Raw genomic sequence first — 16,304 nt, forward strand, 5'->3', positions numbered from 1 at the left:
GATGACGCTGGATATGCTGTATATATTTTGCCGCTGGGTTCACTTCAGCGCCTTGCTGCTGTTAACCGGCAGCGCCTTTTATAGTGCGCTACTGGCACCGCGTCGCTATCAGCCTGTGCTAAGCCAGCGTTTGATGCCGCTGTTGACTCTCTGCGTTATCCTGACGCTATTGAGCGCGCTGGCGATCCTGGCGGCCCAAACCGGTCTGATGAGTGGAGACTGGCGCAATATTGCCCGGGCGAATATCTGGTGGGCGGTCATGCAGACGGGTTTTGGTCATGCCTGGTGCGTACAGCTGCTGGGGGCGTTGCTGGCTGGCCTTGCTCTGGCAACCGGCGGCAGCACGCGCCAGCGTTTACTGCTGCTGTGTGGTTTGCTACAGCTCTGCGGCCTGGCGCTGGTTGGACATGCGGCTATGCTGGATGGCTGGCCCGGCGCGTTACAGCGTGTTAATCAGGCAATTCATCTTACCGGCGCAGCCTTCTGGGCTGGTGGCCTGCTGCCGTTATTAGGGTTGATGCGTGATGCACAATTGCCGCAGCAGCGTAGCGCTGCAATCCAGACCATGATGCGCTTTTCGCGCTATGGGCATTTGGCGGTGGCGCTGACTTTGCTAAGCGGCATCGTTAACACGGCTTTTATCGTTGGCTGGCCCTGGCCTGCAAATAATGATTACCGGCTATGGCTGACCATTAAAATTGGGCTGGTGGCGCTGATGTTATGCACCGCGCTGTTTAATCGCTACTGGCTGGTCCCGCGTTTTTCCATGCCGGGCAGCAGGGCACAGTTATGGTTTGTGCGCGCAACGCAGCTGGAAATAGCAACAGCGGGACTGGTGGTAATATCAGTCAGCATCTTTGCCACGCTACAACCGTAATGAATAAGTTAAGTAAGACAATAAGGTAACCCCATGAAAAAAATCCTCGGATTAATACTGGCGATGGGATGCTGCACCAGTGCGCTGGCAGCGTCAGAAATTATCACCGTAAGTCGTTTTGAAATTGGCAAGGACAAATGGCCTTTTACGCGTGAAGAAGTGATGCTCACCTGTACGAAAGGGCATGCGCTGTTTGCTATCAACCCCAGCACCCTGATGCAGTATCCGCTCAATGATGAAGCGGCAAAGAACGTGACCTCAGGCAAAGCCACGGCTCAGCCTATTTCGGTGATTCAGGCCGACGATCCGCAGCACCCAGGGCAAAAAGCCAGCCTGCAGCCTATTATTGAGCGTGCAGAGAAGCTGTGTAGATAAACCCTCAGGCGCGGTATCGCCGCGCTAATTTCCTGTAGCTAATTTTGGTGCTAAAAGACAGCGCCCGGGCTGCTTTTTGCCGTTGTTCTCACAGACTTAAACTCTTCTTTGCAGCCTGTTTGCATCTGACTGGACATTACTCACGACTGTTCTACGCTTTATAAGGCAAGGCGACATCGCCTGCATTAATGCCAACTTTTAGCGCACGGCTCTTACAAGAGCCATTTCCCTGGACCGAATATAGGAATCGTATTCGGTCTTTTTTTGTTTTCTATTTAAAAACAGTGGTTTATATAAAAATCATCAACTTAACATATCCCCTGTTCTACCCAATACCCCCTCTGTTGACCCCTTGTAGTCAGTTTGTGGACGCAGTTTTTATTTTCTGCAGCGGATTTAAATAAATGGCATCTTCCAGATGGTCTGGTGCGAAATGCGCATAACGCATAGTAACTCTAATATCTGAATGGCCGAGAATACGCTGCAACACCAGAATATTACCGCCCCCCATCATAAAGTGACTGGCGAAAGTGTGACGTAATACATGGCTCATCTGACCTTCCGGTAATTCTATTTTTGCGATCTTTAGCACCCGGTAAAACTGCCGGTAGCATTCATCAAAAGGCTCACCTTCACGCGCCAGTAGTTCTTCATATAACTCTTTACTAATGGGAACTGTGCGGTTCTTTTTCCCTTTAGTTTTTACAAAAGTAATTTTATAAGGTGAGAGTTGTGAAGCGCGCAGGCTGGCCGCCTCATTCCAGCGGCAACCGGTGCTAAGACAGATTTTAACGATAAGGGTGAGATCGTGATTAGCATGACCACGACAGGCGCGCATCACTCGTGTGATTTGCTCATCGGTAAGCCAGGCCATTTCCTTTTCTGGTACTTCAAACTCACGGATGTTTTTAAGCGGGTTAGGGTAGTTAATCTCACCCAGTCTTTCCAGCTCGTTGAATACCGCACGCAAAAAAGCATGCTCACAGTTAACTGTACCGATAGATACCTTTAGCGACTTGGCGCTGGTCTTATAGCCATTCTCGATTTCACCACGTAAGCGGCGGTCACGGTAATGCGCCCAGTCTTTTGCGGTTAGCGTTTTTGCAACCGGATCACCAAGCCCCCGGCAGATAATGCTCAGCTTTCCCAGACGGCCTTTTTTGTCATTTAATGAGCAGCCGTGCAGCTTATACCAGAGGTCAATTAACTCACTAAGCCGCCGGTTATCTTCTTTGCCGCCCATCCAGGGTTTATCTTCTATCTCAGACAGCGTGAACTTTTCATAGGCTATCGCTTCACCGCGTGTAGTGAAGGTTTTACGTACGCGTTTGCTACCACGACCATTAAGATAGAAGTCGCACTGCCATTTGCCGTTCGGTAATTTCTTTGGTCCCATAACTCTCATACATACAGCTTTTTGCATAAAAGTACTGTATATATAAACAGTTATCAATGTTTGTTTGCAGGCTATCAAACATAAAAAAACCTGCCGGAGCAGGTTAGTATTGAATCGGTAGGCCGGGTGAGGGGAGAGCAGTATCAGTGCAGTAGGGAAGGCTGGTTATGGAATTGGCTGTGTAAATTCACTTTATTAACCACGCCTGGCGAAACGATCACGCTTGCGACGGTTTCATGCGTCTTGAACGTACAGCTGCAATTAATATTCTGGCATTGGTGATAACGTTCTTTCGTTTCACGTGATATGTATCGGCTGCTTTTGGCATGAGCAGCGGTCTGGCAGAGCGGGCAATGCATCATGAGGAACCTACCTTAAACAAGCGAAGCAAGAGGGCTGTTTGCATTTTAATAATTAAACTTGCTTTTGCAAACTAAAGTTTGCTTTGTTTAAACTGACTTTCGCTGTTGTCGTCGCTTTCCGCTTCATATTCCACATCAGACAGCATTACCTCAAAATCCAGCGTGGTGGTGTAGCCGCTTCCGTTCAGGCTGTGCGTGACCTTGCTGATAAGCCACGGCTGCGCATCAATCACCGATTTAAAGCCGCTCACCCTGACCGGCGTCTCCGGGAACACATCCGCCCGGCCCGTTGCCAGTGTCAGCGAGAACTCGGCAACACCGCGTTGCAGCTTCTCCCATTTGGCTTTCGCTGCACCCATCGCGGCCTTTTTAGTGGCGTAGACGGTGGTCAGCGTAAAAACATTATCCTCACTGCCCGCCAGATATTCCCCCTTGCGCGCCTCCGGCTCCTTGGCGGTCGCGGCTTTCGTTTTCTCCGCAGACGGATGCTCCGGCGTGTGCGGCTTTTCTTCTTTGGGTTTGCGCTTCAGCTTTACCTTTTTCGGCTTCGGGTCTTTCGTGTGCAGCCAGCTGGCCACCACGCCGGTATAGGCACCGCGATCGGCAATGCTGAAGCTGTGCCGGTCGCCGTCCTGGCGGGTCAGGGTCAGCTGCGGGATCGGTTTGCCGCTGACGGTAACCCCGGCACCGGGCCGGATAAACAGCAGGCGTCCTGCCTTGATGGCCGCCACCGCGCCATGCAGCGAGGCCAGCCGCGTCAGAAATTTGGCGTCTGTCTCCTGCGTCTGGTCGATATGGCGCACCGCAACACCTGTAAATTCAGCCGCCACAGCAGGGGCCAGCTTGTTGCGCCCGGCTATTTCTTTCAGCACAGCGCCCAGCGTGGTGTCATGCCAGGATGTTTCACGGCGTGAGTTCAGCGTGCCGCGAAAGTCGGCGCTGCGGGCCCGAATGGTCAGCGTATCCGGTGCGCCGTGATGCTCCACCTCATCCACGGTAAACTCTCCCTTGTCCGTCAGCGGCTGACCCTGCCAGCCGAGAAACAGCTTTACCACTGCACCGCGTACCGGCAGTGCCAGCTGGCCGTCGGCGTCGTCCAGCTCAATGTCCAGCTGGTCGGCCTCAAAGCCCCGGTTATCGGTGAGCGTCAGCGACAGCAGCCTGTCGCGCAGGTTCGCGGTCACGTCCTTTGCGTTCACCGTCAGCCTGAAGTCAGGGGAAAGGCGTGCGCCTGCCTGCACCGGCAGGCTGCTGATACCTGTCATGATAAAAGCCCTCCGGCGGAAGAAATCACGCTGCCGGCCACTGACTTAAAGCTGTCCGCGAACGATGAAAGCTGCCCCGGCAGGTTACCCGCGCCGCTTATCAGCCCCTCCGCCTGTTTTTTCAGATCGCCGAACATCGCCGTTAAGGACTCATCAACGCGCAACAGGCTCAGGGTAAAGGTAATTTTTCGGGCGCTGCCGTCGCTGTAAAACTCGCTGTGCGTGGTGGCAACGCTTTCCGTCACGTACATGCCGTAAATTTTACCGTTACCGCCTATCAGCGGCCACGCCCGGCCCTCGTCGGCCATCGCTTTCAGCGTCAGCAGCGACACCGCGCCGCCGGTGATTTCCGGGCGCAGCTCGCCGCTCAGCGTAATTTTTTCATCACCCGGCCCGATAAACTGCGCAGCAGCCCGTTGCCCGACGCGGCTGTTTGTCGGCCAGCGGTAATCAGTGCTGTGTTGCAGTTCGCTGTAAGGCAGCGTCTGGCGCATGAACGGCAGCATGCCGTAAATCATCATCATGGTTAATCCTCCCAGCCCATTCTGCTGCGCTGTTGCGCTTTCGCTCTGTTCTGCTCGCGGGCGCTGTTCTGCGCCATCAGGGCCAGCGCATCGTCTTTAGTCATGCCTTCGTGCATGTTCAGCACATAATTGCTGTTGTAGGTATTCTGCTGCGTTGCCCCCTTTGCAGCGGGTGCCGTTACTGGCTTATACGGCGCACCTCCGGTTGCGAGGTTGTACTGCCAATCGCCGGTACTGATACCCGCGCCGCCCGTAGCCACCGCATCATGCTCCGGCATCTTGTCTTTCAGCCCGGAGGATTTCTTGTCGATAACGCCCAGTTTTTCCAGCACCCAGTCAATACCGCCTTTCAGCTGATTCAGCATATCGGACGGAAATTTCAGGGCATCGGCCAGCATGGTGCCAAACTTTTTACCCATATCCCCGGCAGACGCCAGCTCTGCCTGTGTGGACTTCACCGGCTCCAGCAACCGGCCGAACCAGTTCCACAGCTCTTTTACCTTGCCGGTGAACCAGTCAAACACCGGCTTCAGCGGCGCGAACGCCGCGCTTATCGGCCCCATTGCCGCCGTAAAGCCTTCGGCCACGCCGGATATAAAGGCGCTTATCGGCTCCCAGTATTTACGGATCATCAGCGCACCGGCCACGATGGCGGCCACCACAGCCACGACAGGCAGCGTGATAGCACCCAGCGCTGCGGTAATCGCACCGCCTGCAATCGTGAAGCCCGCACTGAGCAGCCCGGCACCTGCTATCAGGGCATTAATACCCGCCATCACCGGCCAGACAACCAGCCCCACGCCGCCCAGCACCGCCGCCAGCCCGGCGACCGCCCCGGCTGCCAGCACCAGATTGGAGGTCAGCGCAGGATTGGTCTTTATCCAGGCGTTTAATTGTGTGAGCCAGCCCGTTGCGCTCTGCGTCAGGGTGCGCAGGTGACCATCCATTCGGGTAAAGACGTTAAACCGCAGCCCCGAAAACGCGCCCTGAAGTTTCGCTACGTCACCCGATAAATTATCGCGCAGGGTTTTACCCATGTTACCGGCTGCGCCGCTGACGTCGCCGAGCTGGTTTTTAACCCCCGCCAGCGCGCCGAGAAAGGCCGGTATCTGGTCAACCGATAAATCCTCAACCGGCGTGCCAAACAGGGCTATCGCCGCATTTGCCCGTTCCGCCGGGTCTTTGATGGCAAGCAGCCCCTTAGCCGTCTTCTGCATCGCCCCCCGGGCTTTATCGCCGCCGGTGGCAATATCGCGGGACATTTTTTCGGCATTAAGGCCAATCTGCTTATACGCGGCGACGCTGTTTTTCGACATATCCGAGCCGCGAATGCTGAATTCCTTGATGGCATCGCCGGTCTTATCAAGGGCAAATTTGCCCTGTTTCGACATATCAACCAGCAGTGACATCGCCTCCGCGCCGGTGAATCCCATGTTGCGGAAGTGGGTCGAATACTCGTGAAGAATTTCAGGCAGTTCGCCGCGCATTTCGGTGGATACGCGTTGCATACCTGAGACGATCAAATCCATTGCCTCGTCGCTGCTGCCCGCGAGGTTGTTTTTCATCATGATTGCGGCAATCTGGATGCTTTCCGCCGTATCGGTGCCAAAGGTGGTCTTCATATCCAGCGCCTTACGGGTGATGCGGTCTAACTCAGCCTCGCCCACGTCGCCCAGCGTGCCGAGTGTGCTGCGTACCGCTGACACTGCCTCGGTGATTTCAGCAATATCCCCGCTCACCCCAGATGCATTAATGCGCTGAATGGCTGCGGTGTACTGCCTGCCTTTCTCGGCATCCTCCCCCTGACGGGCCGCAATCATCGCACCGCTTTGCTGTGACTGAATTTCGGGTGCCATTAACCGGCTACCGGCATACAGTGCAGCGGTTCCCGCTCCGAGCGAAGCGGCGCTGACATTACGCACGCCCGCCGCCGCGCTTTTGCCCCGCTCGTACCGCTGGCTTATCGCGTTCAGCCGCTCCTGTTGCTGGCTCACACGGGCTAACGCTTCGCGCTGGCGGTTAATGGTTGCGGTCGTTTCCGCAATGCTGTTGCGCAGCGTGCGCCCGGCAGCGGATAAATTCCGCGTATCGATACCGGACTGTTGCAGCTCGGCGCGCTGGCGCTGGACGGACTGGCGCAGGGAGTTATATTTTTCCTGCATTGCCGCCGCGCTGCGCCTGGCATTTTCAAAGGCTTTGACCTGCGCCGCCGTCGGGCTGGCGGAGCTGCGCATCTGCACACCCAGCGCGGCGGCTTCCGCTTTGGCTTTTTTCAGCGCCTCGCCGGTCACGGCCAGTTGCGCGCTGACATTACGAAAGCTTTCAATGCGGTGCGCCTGCGCGTTCAGCGCCTTCAGCTCATCCTGTGAGCCACGGATATCGCCCGCCAGCGTTTTGCTGGCGGCCTGCACCGCTTTAAAGGGACGCGTCGCCTGGTCTACCGCTTTCAGCAGCACCTGCAGTTTGAGGTTGTTACTCATCCGGGGATACTCCACTGCGCATCAGGGCTTTGTGCCGCCAGTCCAGTAACTCGGCCAGCGGCATGTCGTACATTTCAGACGGGGGCCAGTGAAAGATGACCGCAACGTCGGCCATCAGGTCATTCACGGTCAGGCTTCGGGGCCAGTCGGGTCGGCCGACTTCGGCAACAAAAAACCGATCACTTTCCCGCCCAGCGCAATCAGGTCAACCGGATCGAGGTTCAGGCATTCCGCTTTCGTCAGTGCCGGCACGGTGATGCGCGGCAGCACGGTCAGCAGGGCGTCAACGTCCGAGCCGCACAGGTCAGCCAGGCGCACGCCGCGCAGCGCGCCCGCGTTGGGTTTAAACAGCTCCACCTGGCTGATTTCGGTTTCGCCACGCTTCAGCGGAGTTTCCAGGATGATCATGTTTTCGTTCTGTTCCATTTTCGTTACTCGCAATAGTCAGGTTTATTGAGTGCCAGCGCCGGGCGCTGGCGTCAGGGTTACATCAGGCCGAGGTTTTTGCGGCGCTGCTCCAGCAGGTCGGTGCCGTTCACCTTTTCAATCATGTTGATGGTGTCGATTTCCATCAGCTCTTTGCCGTCCCACGTCAGGTGGAAATAGGTGTTTTTGGTGGTGATTTTGGTTTCGGTATCTTCGCCCTGTTTGGCCTCGCCAAAATCAAACGCCTGATGCCTGCCGCGTACCTCAATCTCCACCGCGATTTCCTCGCCGGTGTCGTCGCGCTGGTAGGAGCCGGTAAAACGCAGCGGGACGGCCGCGCTGGCGCCCCACTGTTTCAGTACCAGATCGTCTATGCCGCCAATCGTCCACTCCATATCCAGCGCATCGTCGTCCAGCCCGTTGTCCACGAACGCGGCGCCGTTCATGCCGCCGCCACGGTAGGCGTCCAGCTTGCGTGACAGCTTCGGCAGGGTGACGGCGGTCACCACGCCCTGATAGCTGTTTGAATCGTTGAAAAGGTTCAGCCCTTTTAATTTGCGGGGTAATGCCATTTATCCAGCTCCTCAGCTGTTAACGGATGCGGCGAAGTTCGCCAGGTAGCTGTCGGTGATGCGCTGGCGCAGGGTTAAATCTTCCAGCGGTGGCACCGGCGTGTAGTCGTAATCAATAAAGAGCTTGCCCGCCTTCAGGGTGTCTTTATCGTTGGCCGTGTCGTCATACCAGCACGACGCGCCCAGCAGGTAACCGGCGCTGACCAGCTCGCGGAATTTGGCGTTGATGCCCGCGATAATGTCGCGCACCAGTACCGGCGTCAGCGGCTTGTCGTTGGCCCACATATGCGCCTCGGCCATCGTGTCGGCAATCACCTGGGCGGTGCGGGTGTAGTTTTCAAAGGCGAACAGCGGATCGTCGCTACAGGTGCGGTTACCCCAGAAGCGGAAGCCGTCCTTGCGGATAAGCGTGGTGACACATGCCTCGTTGAGCAGATCGGCATCGGTGCCGGTCTGCTGCAAATCCCAGAAGACCGAGGCGGAAATGCCGGTCACGCCGTTGACGCCGACGTTGGACAGGGTTTTGTGCCAGCCGGTTTCGGTGTCGATTTTGGCCCGCAGGCCCAGCGCACGGGCGGTGGCATACGCGGTTTCGGACTGGTTGGCGGTGGTGTTCCAGGCGATAAAGTCCGGCCAGATAACCATCAGCTCGCGCTGGCTGAAGTTTTCTCGGTACGCCATCGCCTCGGAAATGGTTTTGCAGCCCCACGCCGACACATAGGCAAAGGCGCGCAGCTGCTGCGCGATGCCGGCCAGCGCGGTCGAGACTTCCAGCGCATCGAGACCCGGCACGCCGAGAATGCGCGGCTTGACGCCGAGCTGCGTCTGCGCGCTCAGCAGCGCTTTCATGCCGGTATAGCGGCCGTTCTCATCGGTGGTGCCGATAATGTTCGAGGTGGTTTCCGCCGGGGTGGCACCTTCTGCCACGCGCACCACGACGGTGACGGGTTTTGCCTGGTCGGCAATGGCCTGCAGTGCGGCCGACAGGGTGCCTTTTTTACCGGCCTTGCCGATGGCCGACAGGACATTGGTGATCAGCACCGGCTCATTGAGCGGGAAGGCCGCGGCATCGGCATCTTCTGCCGTGCAGACCATCCCCACGATTGCCGTGGATACGGTGGAAATGGTGCGCGTGCCGTCGTTGATTTCGACGACGCGGACACCGTGATGATAATCAGACATCTGATGCACTCCGTGTTATGGGTGCGCTCAGATTGTCAGCTCAGGCTGGCAGGTGCATGCTTTCATGGTTTGCTGGCCGGTGACCGGACAGAATCACGCAGGCGCTGCTGTTTTACGGCAGGGATATAGCGATAAAGCGTCTTTACAGATACCTCCAGCACCAGGGCAATCTGATGCAGCGTGGCGCCGTTCGTCAGCATCCTTTCAGCCCGGCTGACCACTTCAGGCGTCATTATCCGCCGCCTGCCACCGATGCGGCCTTTTTCCCGTGCCGCTGCCAGTCCTGCACGGGTACGCTCAACAATCAGCTCGCGCTCCATTTCCGCCAGCGCCCCCATGACATGAAAAAAGAAGCGGCCCATTGGCGTACTGGTATCAATGCTGTCGGTCAGGCTGCGGAAGTTTATGCCTTTTTCGCGCAGTTCCTCAGTCAGCATAACCAGATGGCGCATGCTGCGGCCAAGACGATCCAACTTCCACACCACCAATGTGTCGCCTTCCTGCAGACAGCGCAGTGCCTTTTTCAGTCCCGGCCTTTCTGCCTTTTTTCCGCTTATTCTGTCTTCAAAAATCAGTTCACAATTTGCACTTTGCAGCGCGTTACGCTGCAAATCGGTGTTCTGTTCATTTGTTGACACCCTGATGTAGCCAATGAGCATGGTAAACCCCGCGTAAAAGACGTGGAGTTTGCCAGCCATGCACTTTTCGGGGCCAGGAGTTTCTTTTTGTTTTGGGTTGGTACGCCGAAAGGAGCCAAATCCAGCAGGCTCCAGCCGTGAGAATGATAGAGATCTTGCTACTAAAATGTGTCCGCTTTGAGCGAAAAGCGGACGTTACTGGATTAATTTCAGTTACTTTCGTGGACCTTGGTAAACGATCAGTAATGTACCAGCCCGCCGTCTACAGCATACTGGCTGCCGGTAACATAGGATGCATCATCGGAAAGAAGGAAAAGTGCAACTGCAGCAGCCTCTTCTGCTGTTCCTGCGCGACCCAAAGGAACCTGGCTTACCACAAAATCTTCAAACTGCTGACGCGACTCCTCTGGCATAAAGTGCCTGAAGTTGGTTTCAATCGGACCTGGCACCAAAGTGTTGGCGCGGATACCGCGTTCAGCCAGCGCAGATGCCCAGCTTTTAACCATAGCGATAACGGCGCCTTTCGTCGCTGCATACAGGCTTGTCATCGCCGCACCTTCATATACAGAGGAGGAAGAAGTAACCAGAACGGAAGCGCCTGAGTTAAGTGATTTAGAGAGAGCTGCCAGCTGTAGCATCGGACCGCGCACATTAGCGTTCATCATGCGATTAAAAGAATCTGCCGTTACAGATTCCGGGGAGCCTACCTCTGCGAAGCCGGCATTAAGCCATAATCCATCAAGTGATCCCCAGCCGCTAATAGCTTCTTCCAGCGCATTTATGTCAGCTTCGCTTGCAGCATCGCTTTTCACAATAAGCGATGCCACAGGAAGCAGGCTACGTGCATGTTTCAGCCTTTCTTCATTAAGCCCCGTAATGGCTACATGGCCGCCTTCAGTGACAATGCGCTGAGCGCCTGCCAGCCCCATGCCACTGGTACCGCCCGTGATCAGTATACGTTTACCCTTAAATCTTCCCATGCTTACTCCCTTTACCTGGCTTCGGAATCAGCATTTACCTTACGTAAACAAAACACTATTCGTCATCTGTTTCATTACGCAACGATGGATACAGTTGGATTGCTGCTTGAACGTCTGCTTCTGGCACAAAGCGAACTTATTGCAAAAGACCATAATCTAAGCTTTTAATAATGTTTGATTAATGATTTTTTAGGAGAAAACATGAATTTTTATTGCAGCAAGGAATTTACAGGCTCAAAAGCTTGGGAGTCTCAACACATTGCTAACTTCCAGGGCGTCAGCGTAAAACTTCACTGGACCGATCAACCTTACAAGTGGCATATCAATGACGGGCAAGAAGTTTTTGCTGTGATGGATGGCTGTGTTGAAATGCAGTACAAAGAAGAGGGTGAAGTTAAAAGTAAGATAATGCGTACCGGCGATATTTTTCATGCAAGTGAAGGAACAGAGCATGTCGCTCATCCACAAGGCGTAGCTCGCGTCCTTGTTATTGAAAAAGAAGGATCAATCTAATGCTGTTTTTTTCATCATTCCGTTGGCAATGAAAACCTGACGGGCAAATTCCACGCCCGCCTCTAGTAACAGAGAGAGGGTTGCCAACGTCAGCTTCTGGCACATAGCGGACTGAGGACGCCAAGACATTGCTATTTGTCTCTCTAACGTTGGTTTAGGCGAAGCAAAGTATGTGGTGAGTCGGGGCGCTAACGCGAATGGCTCATGGGCTATCTGGTCAGATGGGGCGATAGAACTTTTCGGCGTCAGTCCTACGATTGTTGATGGACTGTCAACTGTGACCTATCCGATCACTTTGCCCGCTTCATCGCCTTATATCACCACGGCTGAGCGAATATCTATGGATAACAATGGTAGCGGCAATACCGTGCATGTTTCTTCTGTCATTGATACTTCGGTTACAAAATCCGGGTTTAAAGCCCGCTGTCAGAACTACAGCGGGGCACCGTCCTCAAGCACTTTTGTATGGAGAGTTTACTATGCGCCTATTTAATCCTGTGACTATGACCGAAGCCCTGCCCGGCTTCCATGATGTAACTGGTGCCATAAAGCTACCGGACAGCCACTGGTTTTTTACTAACAGGGAAATACCAGAAGGAAAACAGCTCACCGTGGATAATAACGGCGAGCCTGTTCTGATTGATATTATTCAGGCGGAGCAGGCCAGTTAATATCTGGCGCGTCCGACAGGTCAACAGCCTGCAACTGCTGCACATAGCGCATCCAGTCAGTCAGGGTTGCCCTGTCCTCATCGGTAATGATGCCAAGCAGCAACTGCGTCTGCCATGCCTGGGTGATGCTGTTCGCCTCACCCAGAAGCGTGGCTTTTCGCCTTTCAGCCTGCTGCTGCAGTTCTGCGGCCGTAGGCGGTGGGATATTAATCCAGGCTGGCTTGCCTGACTCATCGGCACCCAGCATTAAGCCTGCCGGTGCCGGTTGTGTGTATTTTCCCCAGTCATCATTGCTGATTTCCACCGCGTCAGCGGGCCAGCCAATCCCGGCAATATATTTTTCTTTATCCGTATCGTTATAAAACCATAAAGATGTGGCACTGAAATAAATAGCCATTAATACCCCACTGCAAACCATGAAAAAGTAACGGGTACTGTATTGGTATTTGGGGCATAACCTGCGTTGCCACCATATACCGCAATAAGCAGCCCGCCAGCGCTGCGTGAAACGCACTGACCAAAGGCGTACACGCTTGTCGCTTCTTCCACACCAATCGGCCCGGCAGCGATACAGGCATTAGGAAACGCCACAGGAAAGGTGACGGATTTTGTGTATTCGGTTGCGGCAATCGTGCTGTTACCCGCCTTCAGAATCAGACCTCCCGGCAACTGGTAGCTAAGCGGATTGCCTTTCGTGAAAGCGAATGCAGACATATCAGGAATCTGATTGCTGCCTGTTCCAACCTCTCTTTTTGCCGCTTCGCTTAAACCAAGGTTTTTAAGAAACGCCGCCACGTCGGCAATATCGCTGCCGTTCTTCGCAATATCCATTTTTCCGGCCAGCTTGTTCAGCACCGTGGTCGAGAAATTCGGGTCATTGCCCAGCGCGTCGGCCAGCTCTTTCAGCGTATCAAGCGTGGCAGGTGCCGCTCCGGCCAGCGCCGAAAGCGCAGCGGTTACAAATGCCGTGGTTGCCAGCTGCGTGGAGTTGTTGCCCGCTGCAGGCGTCGGGGCTTTTGGCGTGCCGGTAAAGGTCGGGCTGGCTTTCGGCGCATACTGCGAATGCGGATCGGCGGCGGCCAGATGTTTCGCCATCAGGCTGTCCGCGTACTGGCGTACCTCAATCACGTTATCATCCACGTATTTACGCGTTGCCAGCACCACCGACGGGTCAATTTTCAGCGTCACGGCTGCCGTGCTGTTCACGATTAAAATCATGCGGATGGTCTGCGTGCGGCCACTGCCTTCCTGCAGCTGCGGCTTGTAGGTTTCGGCACAGTTCGCCACGGCCACCATATCGCCGTCGGCATCAAACAGGCCGATTTCACGTATCCAGAAGCCGCCCTCATTTTCAGGAATGACCTGCTCGGCAATAATCTGGCTGCTGTTCACCGCGTCCACGCTCAGCGAATTCAGCGCAGCGCGGCGCTTTTCATTAACGAGCCTGGTCTGTGAAGCGTCAGGCGTGGGTAACGTGCCGCCGCCGTCGCCCACGGCCATTTCGGTGATCTGGATTTTGGTGCCGAGCGCTGCTGCGTTGGCAAGCTTGGCTGCGCCCTGATTTGTCAGCAGGGCATAAAATTTTGTTGTCATGCGTGTACGTCCGTCAGGTCAGTAATATGCACCGCCGCGCCGGTATAGCCCGGCCCGCTCACGATAATGGTTTCGGGTGTGTAGGGATAAACGGTCAGCTCATCGCCACTGTAGGCCGCTGCCGCTACCGGCAGCGCGCCGGTTGAGTCCAGGTTAATCGACAGCCCGATAAGGTGGCGGCTACAGGGTTTTGCATCCGCAATCAGGCGCTCCAGCTCGTTATACATTTCCTGCGTAATGCCGGTATCCAGCACGCCCACATCGAGGCGAAACGTGCCGGGTGCCTCACCGGTTTTCCACCACTCAATGATGCGGATCAGATAGCCGAGCGGCTCCACCACGCGACGCAGCGAGCCGATGGTGCCTTTATGCCGGTGAACGTATTCCGATGCGGCGACCACGCTGCGCTTTGTGGCTTCCGGCCAGCCGGCGTCCCAGCGGTCAACCGACCACGCCCAGGCGAGATACGGCAGCAATTCAACTGGGCAGTTCTGCGCGTTCCACAGCCGGCGCAGCGGCACCGGAATGGTTTCTATCTTTGCGCAGGCTTCAGCGGCGGCCACCTCCAGCACCGACGAGCCGGCCGGCAGCAGGCGATCACTCATCAGAGCCTCCGACCTTTATGCTGTATCCGGTGCAGTACGCGGCCTGCGTCTTGTCCAGCACCACGTCGGCCGCCGGCTGTGCCAGCTCCACGCGCTGCACGCCCTCAACATGCAGCGCGGCATAGAGCGCTGACTTGCGAATGTCACGGCCGAGACGGGCCTGCGCGCTGACGAAAGCGGCGAGTTTTTTCTCTGCAGCGGCGCGGACAGGTTCAGCCTCCGGCCCCGGATAGAGGTACAGCACCGCCTCAACGGCGTAATTCACAATCGACGCTGACTGCACCGTGACGCGATCGGCGACCGGGCGCACGTCCTCATCGTTCAGCGCGGCATCAACGACGGCCAGCAGGTCGGCCGGCGCCTCGCCGTTGCTCTCGCGCGACAGCACGGTGACAGTGACGCAGGCCGGCGACGGGCTGATGGCTGACGCATCCGCCACGCGGCCGTCGGCGCTTTTCGCATGATATTCATAGGCACCGGTCGGCCCGGCCACGCTCAGCCCCTCAAAGGCAGACGCCACGCGCAACCGGAAATCGTCGTTGCTTTCCATTACGGCGGGCGTCGGCGGGATCGTGGTATCGTCGGCCGGTACAAGCGTCAGGCGGGTAACGCCGTTGTTCGCGCCGAGCTGGTCAAGATCGCCGTCATTGGCATAGGCCACCATGTTTGCCTGTGCGGCTTCATTTACGCGCTGGCGCAGAATGACCTCGCGGTAGGCATTTTCCTGCAGCAGCTTCACGATTGGCTCAGACTCCAGCGCCAGCGTGCGGGCGATGGCCGCCTGCTGCTCAACAGGGTAAAGCGAAATCAGCGTAGCCTTGCGCTCGGCCAGCAGCGTTTCATAATCCAGCACCTCAACCACATCGGGCGCAGGCAGCTGGCTCAGGTCAATGGTTGCCATAGTTTCAGCTCACGGGAACGGTTAGTGAAAAATCCTGCGCGGTGTCGGTGCGGCTGCCGGTGATTTCCACCGCCATGCCGCCGTCAAACGCAGGCTCGTAACTGATGGACGTCAGTTTTATGCGCGGCTCCCACTGCAAAATGGCCATGTAGCAGGCAGACATAATCTGCAGGCGAAGCGCCGCGTTCTGCGGCTGATCAATCAGCGCCGACAACAGCGAGCCATAACTGCGGCGCATAATCCGGGAGCCGATCGGCGTGGTAAGAATGTCGCGCACCGACTGGCGGATATGCTCAAGGTCTGCCAGCGCCTCGCCGGTGTTGCGGCTCATGCCGGTATATTGCGCAGTGATCATAGTGGTGCTCCCGTTGTTCCGCCGCTGTCGCCTTTATGTTGATGCGTATGCAAAACTTTGCCGTTAGAGCTGAGCGCGCCGCCACTGTGCTGCACGTTGCCTTTCATCGTGCCGCCGCCGGTCAGCTCGAAAGTGGCAGTTTTCAGCGCATGAGTGCATTCAACCAGCGGGCTGTCCAGGGTAATGCTTACCGCTGCCTTAATCAGCGCGGTCTGGATGCCGGTTGCGGTCAGCGCGCCGGTATCCGGCTCGTACTCAATCACGGCGCCGTCCGGGAATGACCAGTGCAGGGCATCAGCGGAGGCCGACGGGGCAGGGTGAGCATCAGAAAATACGCCGGGCAGCACAAAGCCGGTATCCAGCTCGCCGCCCAGGCAAAGCACAAGCACCTGCTCGCCCACTGACGGTGCACTCCATGAGCGTGAGCGCCCGGCGCGAGCGGTGAGCCAGTGCAGCCAGTCGGTGGTGTTATTACCCGTATCTACACGGCAAAGACCGTCGTCCAGATTGACGGCGGCAACGGTGCCGATGCGGATCAGGTTGCGCAGCAGGCGCAGGATTTCGGAAATGTTTTCATAAGGATTCATAT

Annotated in this window: 21 protein-coding genes; 4 read left to right on the forward strand and 17 right to left on the reverse strand. The window is 56.2% G+C overall.

The genetic code is table 11. From position 1 onward, the window contains the following. Position 1 precedes the first annotated feature (1 nt). Both copD and ACQE3Z_RS03990 read left to right on the forward strand, forming a co-directional pair. On the forward strand, positions 2-877 hold the full coding sequence (gene copD, locus ACQE3Z_RS03985) for a copper homeostasis membrane protein CopD (RefSeq protein WP_426972275.1): 876 nt from the start codon (positions 2-4) through the stop codon (positions 875-877). 33 nt (positions 878-910) lie between these two features. After that, a complete protein-coding gene (locus ACQE3Z_RS03990) occupies positions 911-1,252 on the forward strand; it encodes a YebY family protein (RefSeq protein ID WP_250650134.1) in 342 nt (113 codons plus the stop codon). A 358-nt stretch (positions 1,253-1,610) separates the two neighbouring features. On the opposite strand, the gene ACQE3Z_RS03995 is transcribed toward ACQE3Z_RS03990, so the two are convergent. The 11 genes from ACQE3Z_RS03995 to ACQE3Z_RS04045 form a co-directional block, all read right to left on the reverse strand. Next, a complete protein-coding gene (locus tag ACQE3Z_RS03995; protein WP_426973050.1) occupies positions 1,611-2,648 on the reverse strand; it encodes a phage integrase in 1,038 nt (345 codons plus the stop codon). Between the two features lie 143 nt (positions 2,649-2,791). Continuing rightward, the gene (locus ACQE3Z_RS04000) at positions 2,792-3,010 is read right to left on the reverse strand and encodes an ogr/Delta-like zinc finger family protein (protein ID WP_426972277.1); all 219 of its coding nucleotides are present in this window, start codon (positions 3,008-3,010) and stop codon (positions 2,792-2,794) included. Between the two features lie 71 nt (positions 3,011-3,081). Beyond that, entirely contained in the window at positions 3,082-4,275 is a 1,194-nt protein-coding gene (locus ACQE3Z_RS04005; RefSeq protein WP_426972279.1) for a phage late control D family protein, read from the reverse strand. Then, positions 4,272-4,799, reverse strand: coding sequence for a phage tail protein (locus ACQE3Z_RS04010; RefSeq protein WP_426972281.1), 528 nt, complete (start codon positions 4,797-4,799; stop codon positions 4,272-4,274). Before ACQE3Z_RS04010 ends, ACQE3Z_RS04005 begins: the two co-directional genes overlap by 4 nt. A 2-nt stretch (positions 4,800-4,801) precedes the next feature. Continuing rightward, positions 4,802-7,279: a phage tail tape measure protein gene (locus tag ACQE3Z_RS04015; protein ID WP_426972283.1), complete on the reverse strand. Its 2,478-nt coding sequence runs from the start codon at positions 7,277-7,279 to the stop codon at positions 4,802-4,804. Next, positions 7,272-7,394: a GpE family phage tail protein gene (locus tag ACQE3Z_RS04020; RefSeq protein ID WP_052134003.1), complete on the reverse strand. Its 123-nt coding sequence runs from the start codon at positions 7,392-7,394 to the stop codon at positions 7,272-7,274. Before ACQE3Z_RS04020 ends, ACQE3Z_RS04015 begins: the two co-directional genes overlap by 8 nt. A 14-nt stretch (positions 7,395-7,408) precedes the next feature. Beyond that, positions 7,409-7,705, reverse strand: coding sequence for a phage tail assembly protein (locus tag ACQE3Z_RS04025; protein ID WP_426972284.1), 297 nt, complete (start codon positions 7,703-7,705; stop codon positions 7,409-7,411). A gap of 59 nt (positions 7,706-7,764) precedes the next feature. Next, positions 7,765-8,277, reverse strand: coding sequence for a phage major tail tube protein (locus ACQE3Z_RS04030; protein ID WP_426972286.1), 513 nt, complete (start codon positions 8,275-8,277; stop codon positions 7,765-7,767). A gap of 12 nt (positions 8,278-8,289) precedes the next feature. Next, entirely contained in the window at positions 8,290-9,459 is a 1,170-nt protein-coding gene (locus ACQE3Z_RS04035) for a phage tail sheath protein (protein WP_426972287.1), read from the reverse strand. A 62-nt stretch (positions 9,460-9,521) separates the two neighbouring features. Further along, positions 9,522-10,118, reverse strand: a complete 597-nt coding sequence (locus ACQE3Z_RS04040) for a recombinase family protein (protein ID WP_426973052.1) — start codon at positions 10,116-10,118, stop codon at positions 9,522-9,524. Positions 10,119-10,336: 218 nt separating this feature from the next. Continuing rightward, on the reverse strand, positions 10,337-11,077 hold the full coding sequence (locus ACQE3Z_RS04045; protein ID WP_426972288.1) for an SDR family oxidoreductase: 741 nt from the start codon (positions 11,075-11,077) through the stop codon (positions 10,337-10,339). A 201-nt stretch (positions 11,078-11,278) separates the two neighbouring features. On the opposite strand from ACQE3Z_RS04045, the gene ACQE3Z_RS04050 reads away from it, so the two are divergent. Next, positions 11,279-11,590, forward strand: coding sequence for a cupin (locus ACQE3Z_RS04050; protein WP_426972290.1), 312 nt, complete (start codon positions 11,279-11,281; stop codon positions 11,588-11,590). 479 nt (positions 11,591-12,069) lie between these two features. Beyond that, positions 12,070-12,261, forward strand: coding sequence for a hypothetical protein (locus ACQE3Z_RS04055; protein ID WP_426972292.1), 192 nt, complete (start codon positions 12,070-12,072; stop codon positions 12,259-12,261). On the opposite strand, the gene ACQE3Z_RS04060 is transcribed toward ACQE3Z_RS04055, so the two are convergent. The 6 genes from ACQE3Z_RS04060 to ACQE3Z_RS04085 are packed head-to-tail and all read right to left on the reverse strand — an operon-like array spanning position 12,236 to position 16,302. Then, entirely contained in the window at positions 12,236-12,658 is a 423-nt protein-coding gene (locus ACQE3Z_RS04060) for a tail fiber assembly protein (RefSeq protein WP_426972293.1), read from the reverse strand. The genes ACQE3Z_RS04055 and ACQE3Z_RS04060 overlap by 26 nt on opposite strands. After that, on the reverse strand, positions 12,658-13,854 hold the full coding sequence (locus tag ACQE3Z_RS04065; RefSeq protein WP_426972294.1) for a phage tail protein: 1,197 nt from the start codon (positions 13,852-13,854) through the stop codon (positions 12,658-12,660). Before ACQE3Z_RS04065 ends, ACQE3Z_RS04060 begins: the two co-directional genes overlap by 1 nt. Continuing rightward, the gene (locus ACQE3Z_RS04070; RefSeq protein ID WP_426972295.1) at positions 13,851-14,459 is read right to left on the reverse strand and encodes a phage tail protein I; all 609 of its coding nucleotides are present in this window, start codon (positions 14,457-14,459) and stop codon (positions 13,851-13,853) included. The genes ACQE3Z_RS04065 and ACQE3Z_RS04070 overlap by 4 nt, the downstream gene beginning before the upstream one ends. Then, positions 14,452-15,360 (reverse strand): baseplate assembly protein, encoded by a 909-nt coding sequence (locus tag ACQE3Z_RS04075; RefSeq protein WP_426972297.1) that lies wholly within the window; start codon positions 15,358-15,360, stop codon positions 14,452-14,454. Before ACQE3Z_RS04075 ends, ACQE3Z_RS04070 begins: the two co-directional genes overlap by 8 nt. A 4-nt stretch (positions 15,361-15,364) precedes the next feature. Then, entirely contained in the window at positions 15,365-15,715 is a 351-nt protein-coding gene (locus tag ACQE3Z_RS04080; RefSeq protein ID WP_426972299.1) for a GPW/gp25 family protein, read from the reverse strand. Then, a complete protein-coding gene (locus ACQE3Z_RS04085; RefSeq protein ID WP_426972301.1) occupies positions 15,712-16,302 on the reverse strand; it encodes a phage baseplate assembly protein V in 591 nt (196 codons plus the stop codon). The genes ACQE3Z_RS04080 and ACQE3Z_RS04085 overlap by 4 nt, the downstream gene beginning before the upstream one ends. Between the last annotated feature and the right edge of the window lie 2 nt (positions 16,303-16,304).

It is taken from the genome of Pantoea sp. FN0307 (genome assembly GCF_050113815.1).
Lineage (GTDB): Bacteria > Pseudomonadota > Gammaproteobacteria > Enterobacterales > Enterobacteriaceae > Mixta > Mixta alhagi.

Coding starts and splice junctions, on each gene's coding strand:
- copD (WP_426972275.1), top strand. CDS start 2: ATGACGCTGGATATGCTGTATATATTTTGCCGCTGGGTTCACTTCAGC.
- ACQE3Z_RS03990 (WP_250650134.1), top strand. CDS start 911: ATGAAAAAAATCCTCGGATTAATACTGGCGATGGGATGCTGCACCAGT.
- ACQE3Z_RS03995 (WP_426973050.1), bottom strand. CDS start 2,648: ATGGGACCAAAGAAATTACCGAACGGCAAATGGCAGTGCGACTTCTAT.
- ACQE3Z_RS04000 (WP_426972277.1), bottom strand. CDS start 3,010: ATGATGCATTGCCCGCTCTGCCAGACCGCTGCTCATGCCAAAAGCAGC.
- ACQE3Z_RS04005 (WP_426972279.1), bottom strand. CDS start 4,275: ATGACAGGTATCAGCAGCCTGCCGGTGCAGGCAGGCGCACGCCTTTCC.
- ACQE3Z_RS04010 (WP_426972281.1), bottom strand. CDS start 4,799: ATGATGATGATTTACGGCATGCTGCCGTTCATGCGCCAGACGCTGCCT.
- ACQE3Z_RS04015 (WP_426972283.1), bottom strand. CDS start 7,279: ATGAGTAACAACCTCAAACTGCAGGTGCTGCTGAAAGCGGTAGACCAG.
- ACQE3Z_RS04020 (WP_052134003.1), bottom strand. CDS start 7,394: ATGGCCGACGTTGCGGTCATCTTTCACTGGCCCCCGTCTGAAATGTAC.
- ACQE3Z_RS04025 (WP_426972284.1), bottom strand. CDS start 7,705: ATGGAACAGAACGAAAACATGATCATCCTGGAAACTCCGCTGAAGCGT.
- ACQE3Z_RS04030 (WP_426972286.1), bottom strand. CDS start 8,277: ATGGCATTACCCCGCAAATTAAAAGGGCTGAACCTTTTCAACGATTCA.
- ACQE3Z_RS04035 (WP_426972287.1), bottom strand. CDS start 9,459: ATGTCTGATTATCATCACGGTGTCCGCGTCGTCGAAATCAACGACGGC.
- ACQE3Z_RS04040 (WP_426973052.1), bottom strand. CDS start 10,118: ATGCTCATTGGCTACATCAGGGTGTCAACAAATGAACAGAACACCGAT.
- ACQE3Z_RS04045 (WP_426972288.1), bottom strand. CDS start 11,077: ATGGGAAGATTTAAGGGTAAACGTATACTGATCACGGGCGGTACCAGT.
- ACQE3Z_RS04050 (WP_426972290.1), top strand. CDS start 11,279: ATGAATTTTTATTGCAGCAAGGAATTTACAGGCTCAAAAGCTTGGGAG.
- ACQE3Z_RS04055 (WP_426972292.1), top strand. CDS start 12,070: ATGCGCCTATTTAATCCTGTGACTATGACCGAAGCCCTGCCCGGCTTC.
- ACQE3Z_RS04060 (WP_426972293.1), bottom strand. CDS start 12,658: ATGGCTATTTATTTCAGTGCCACATCTTTATGGTTTTATAACGATACG.
- ACQE3Z_RS04065 (WP_426972294.1), bottom strand. CDS start 13,854: ATGACAACAAAATTTTATGCCCTGCTGACAAATCAGGGCGCAGCCAAG.
- ACQE3Z_RS04070 (WP_426972295.1), bottom strand. CDS start 14,459: ATGAGTGATCGCCTGCTGCCGGCCGGCTCGTCGGTGCTGGAGGTGGCC.
- ACQE3Z_RS04075 (WP_426972297.1), bottom strand. CDS start 15,360: ATGGCAACCATTGACCTGAGCCAGCTGCCTGCGCCCGATGTGGTTGAG.
- ACQE3Z_RS04080 (WP_426972299.1), bottom strand. CDS start 15,715: ATGATCACTGCGCAATATACCGGCATGAGCCGCAACACCGGCGAGGCG.
- ACQE3Z_RS04085 (WP_426972301.1), bottom strand. CDS start 16,302: ATGAATCCTTATGAAAACATTTCCGAAATCCTGCGCCTGCTGCGCAAC.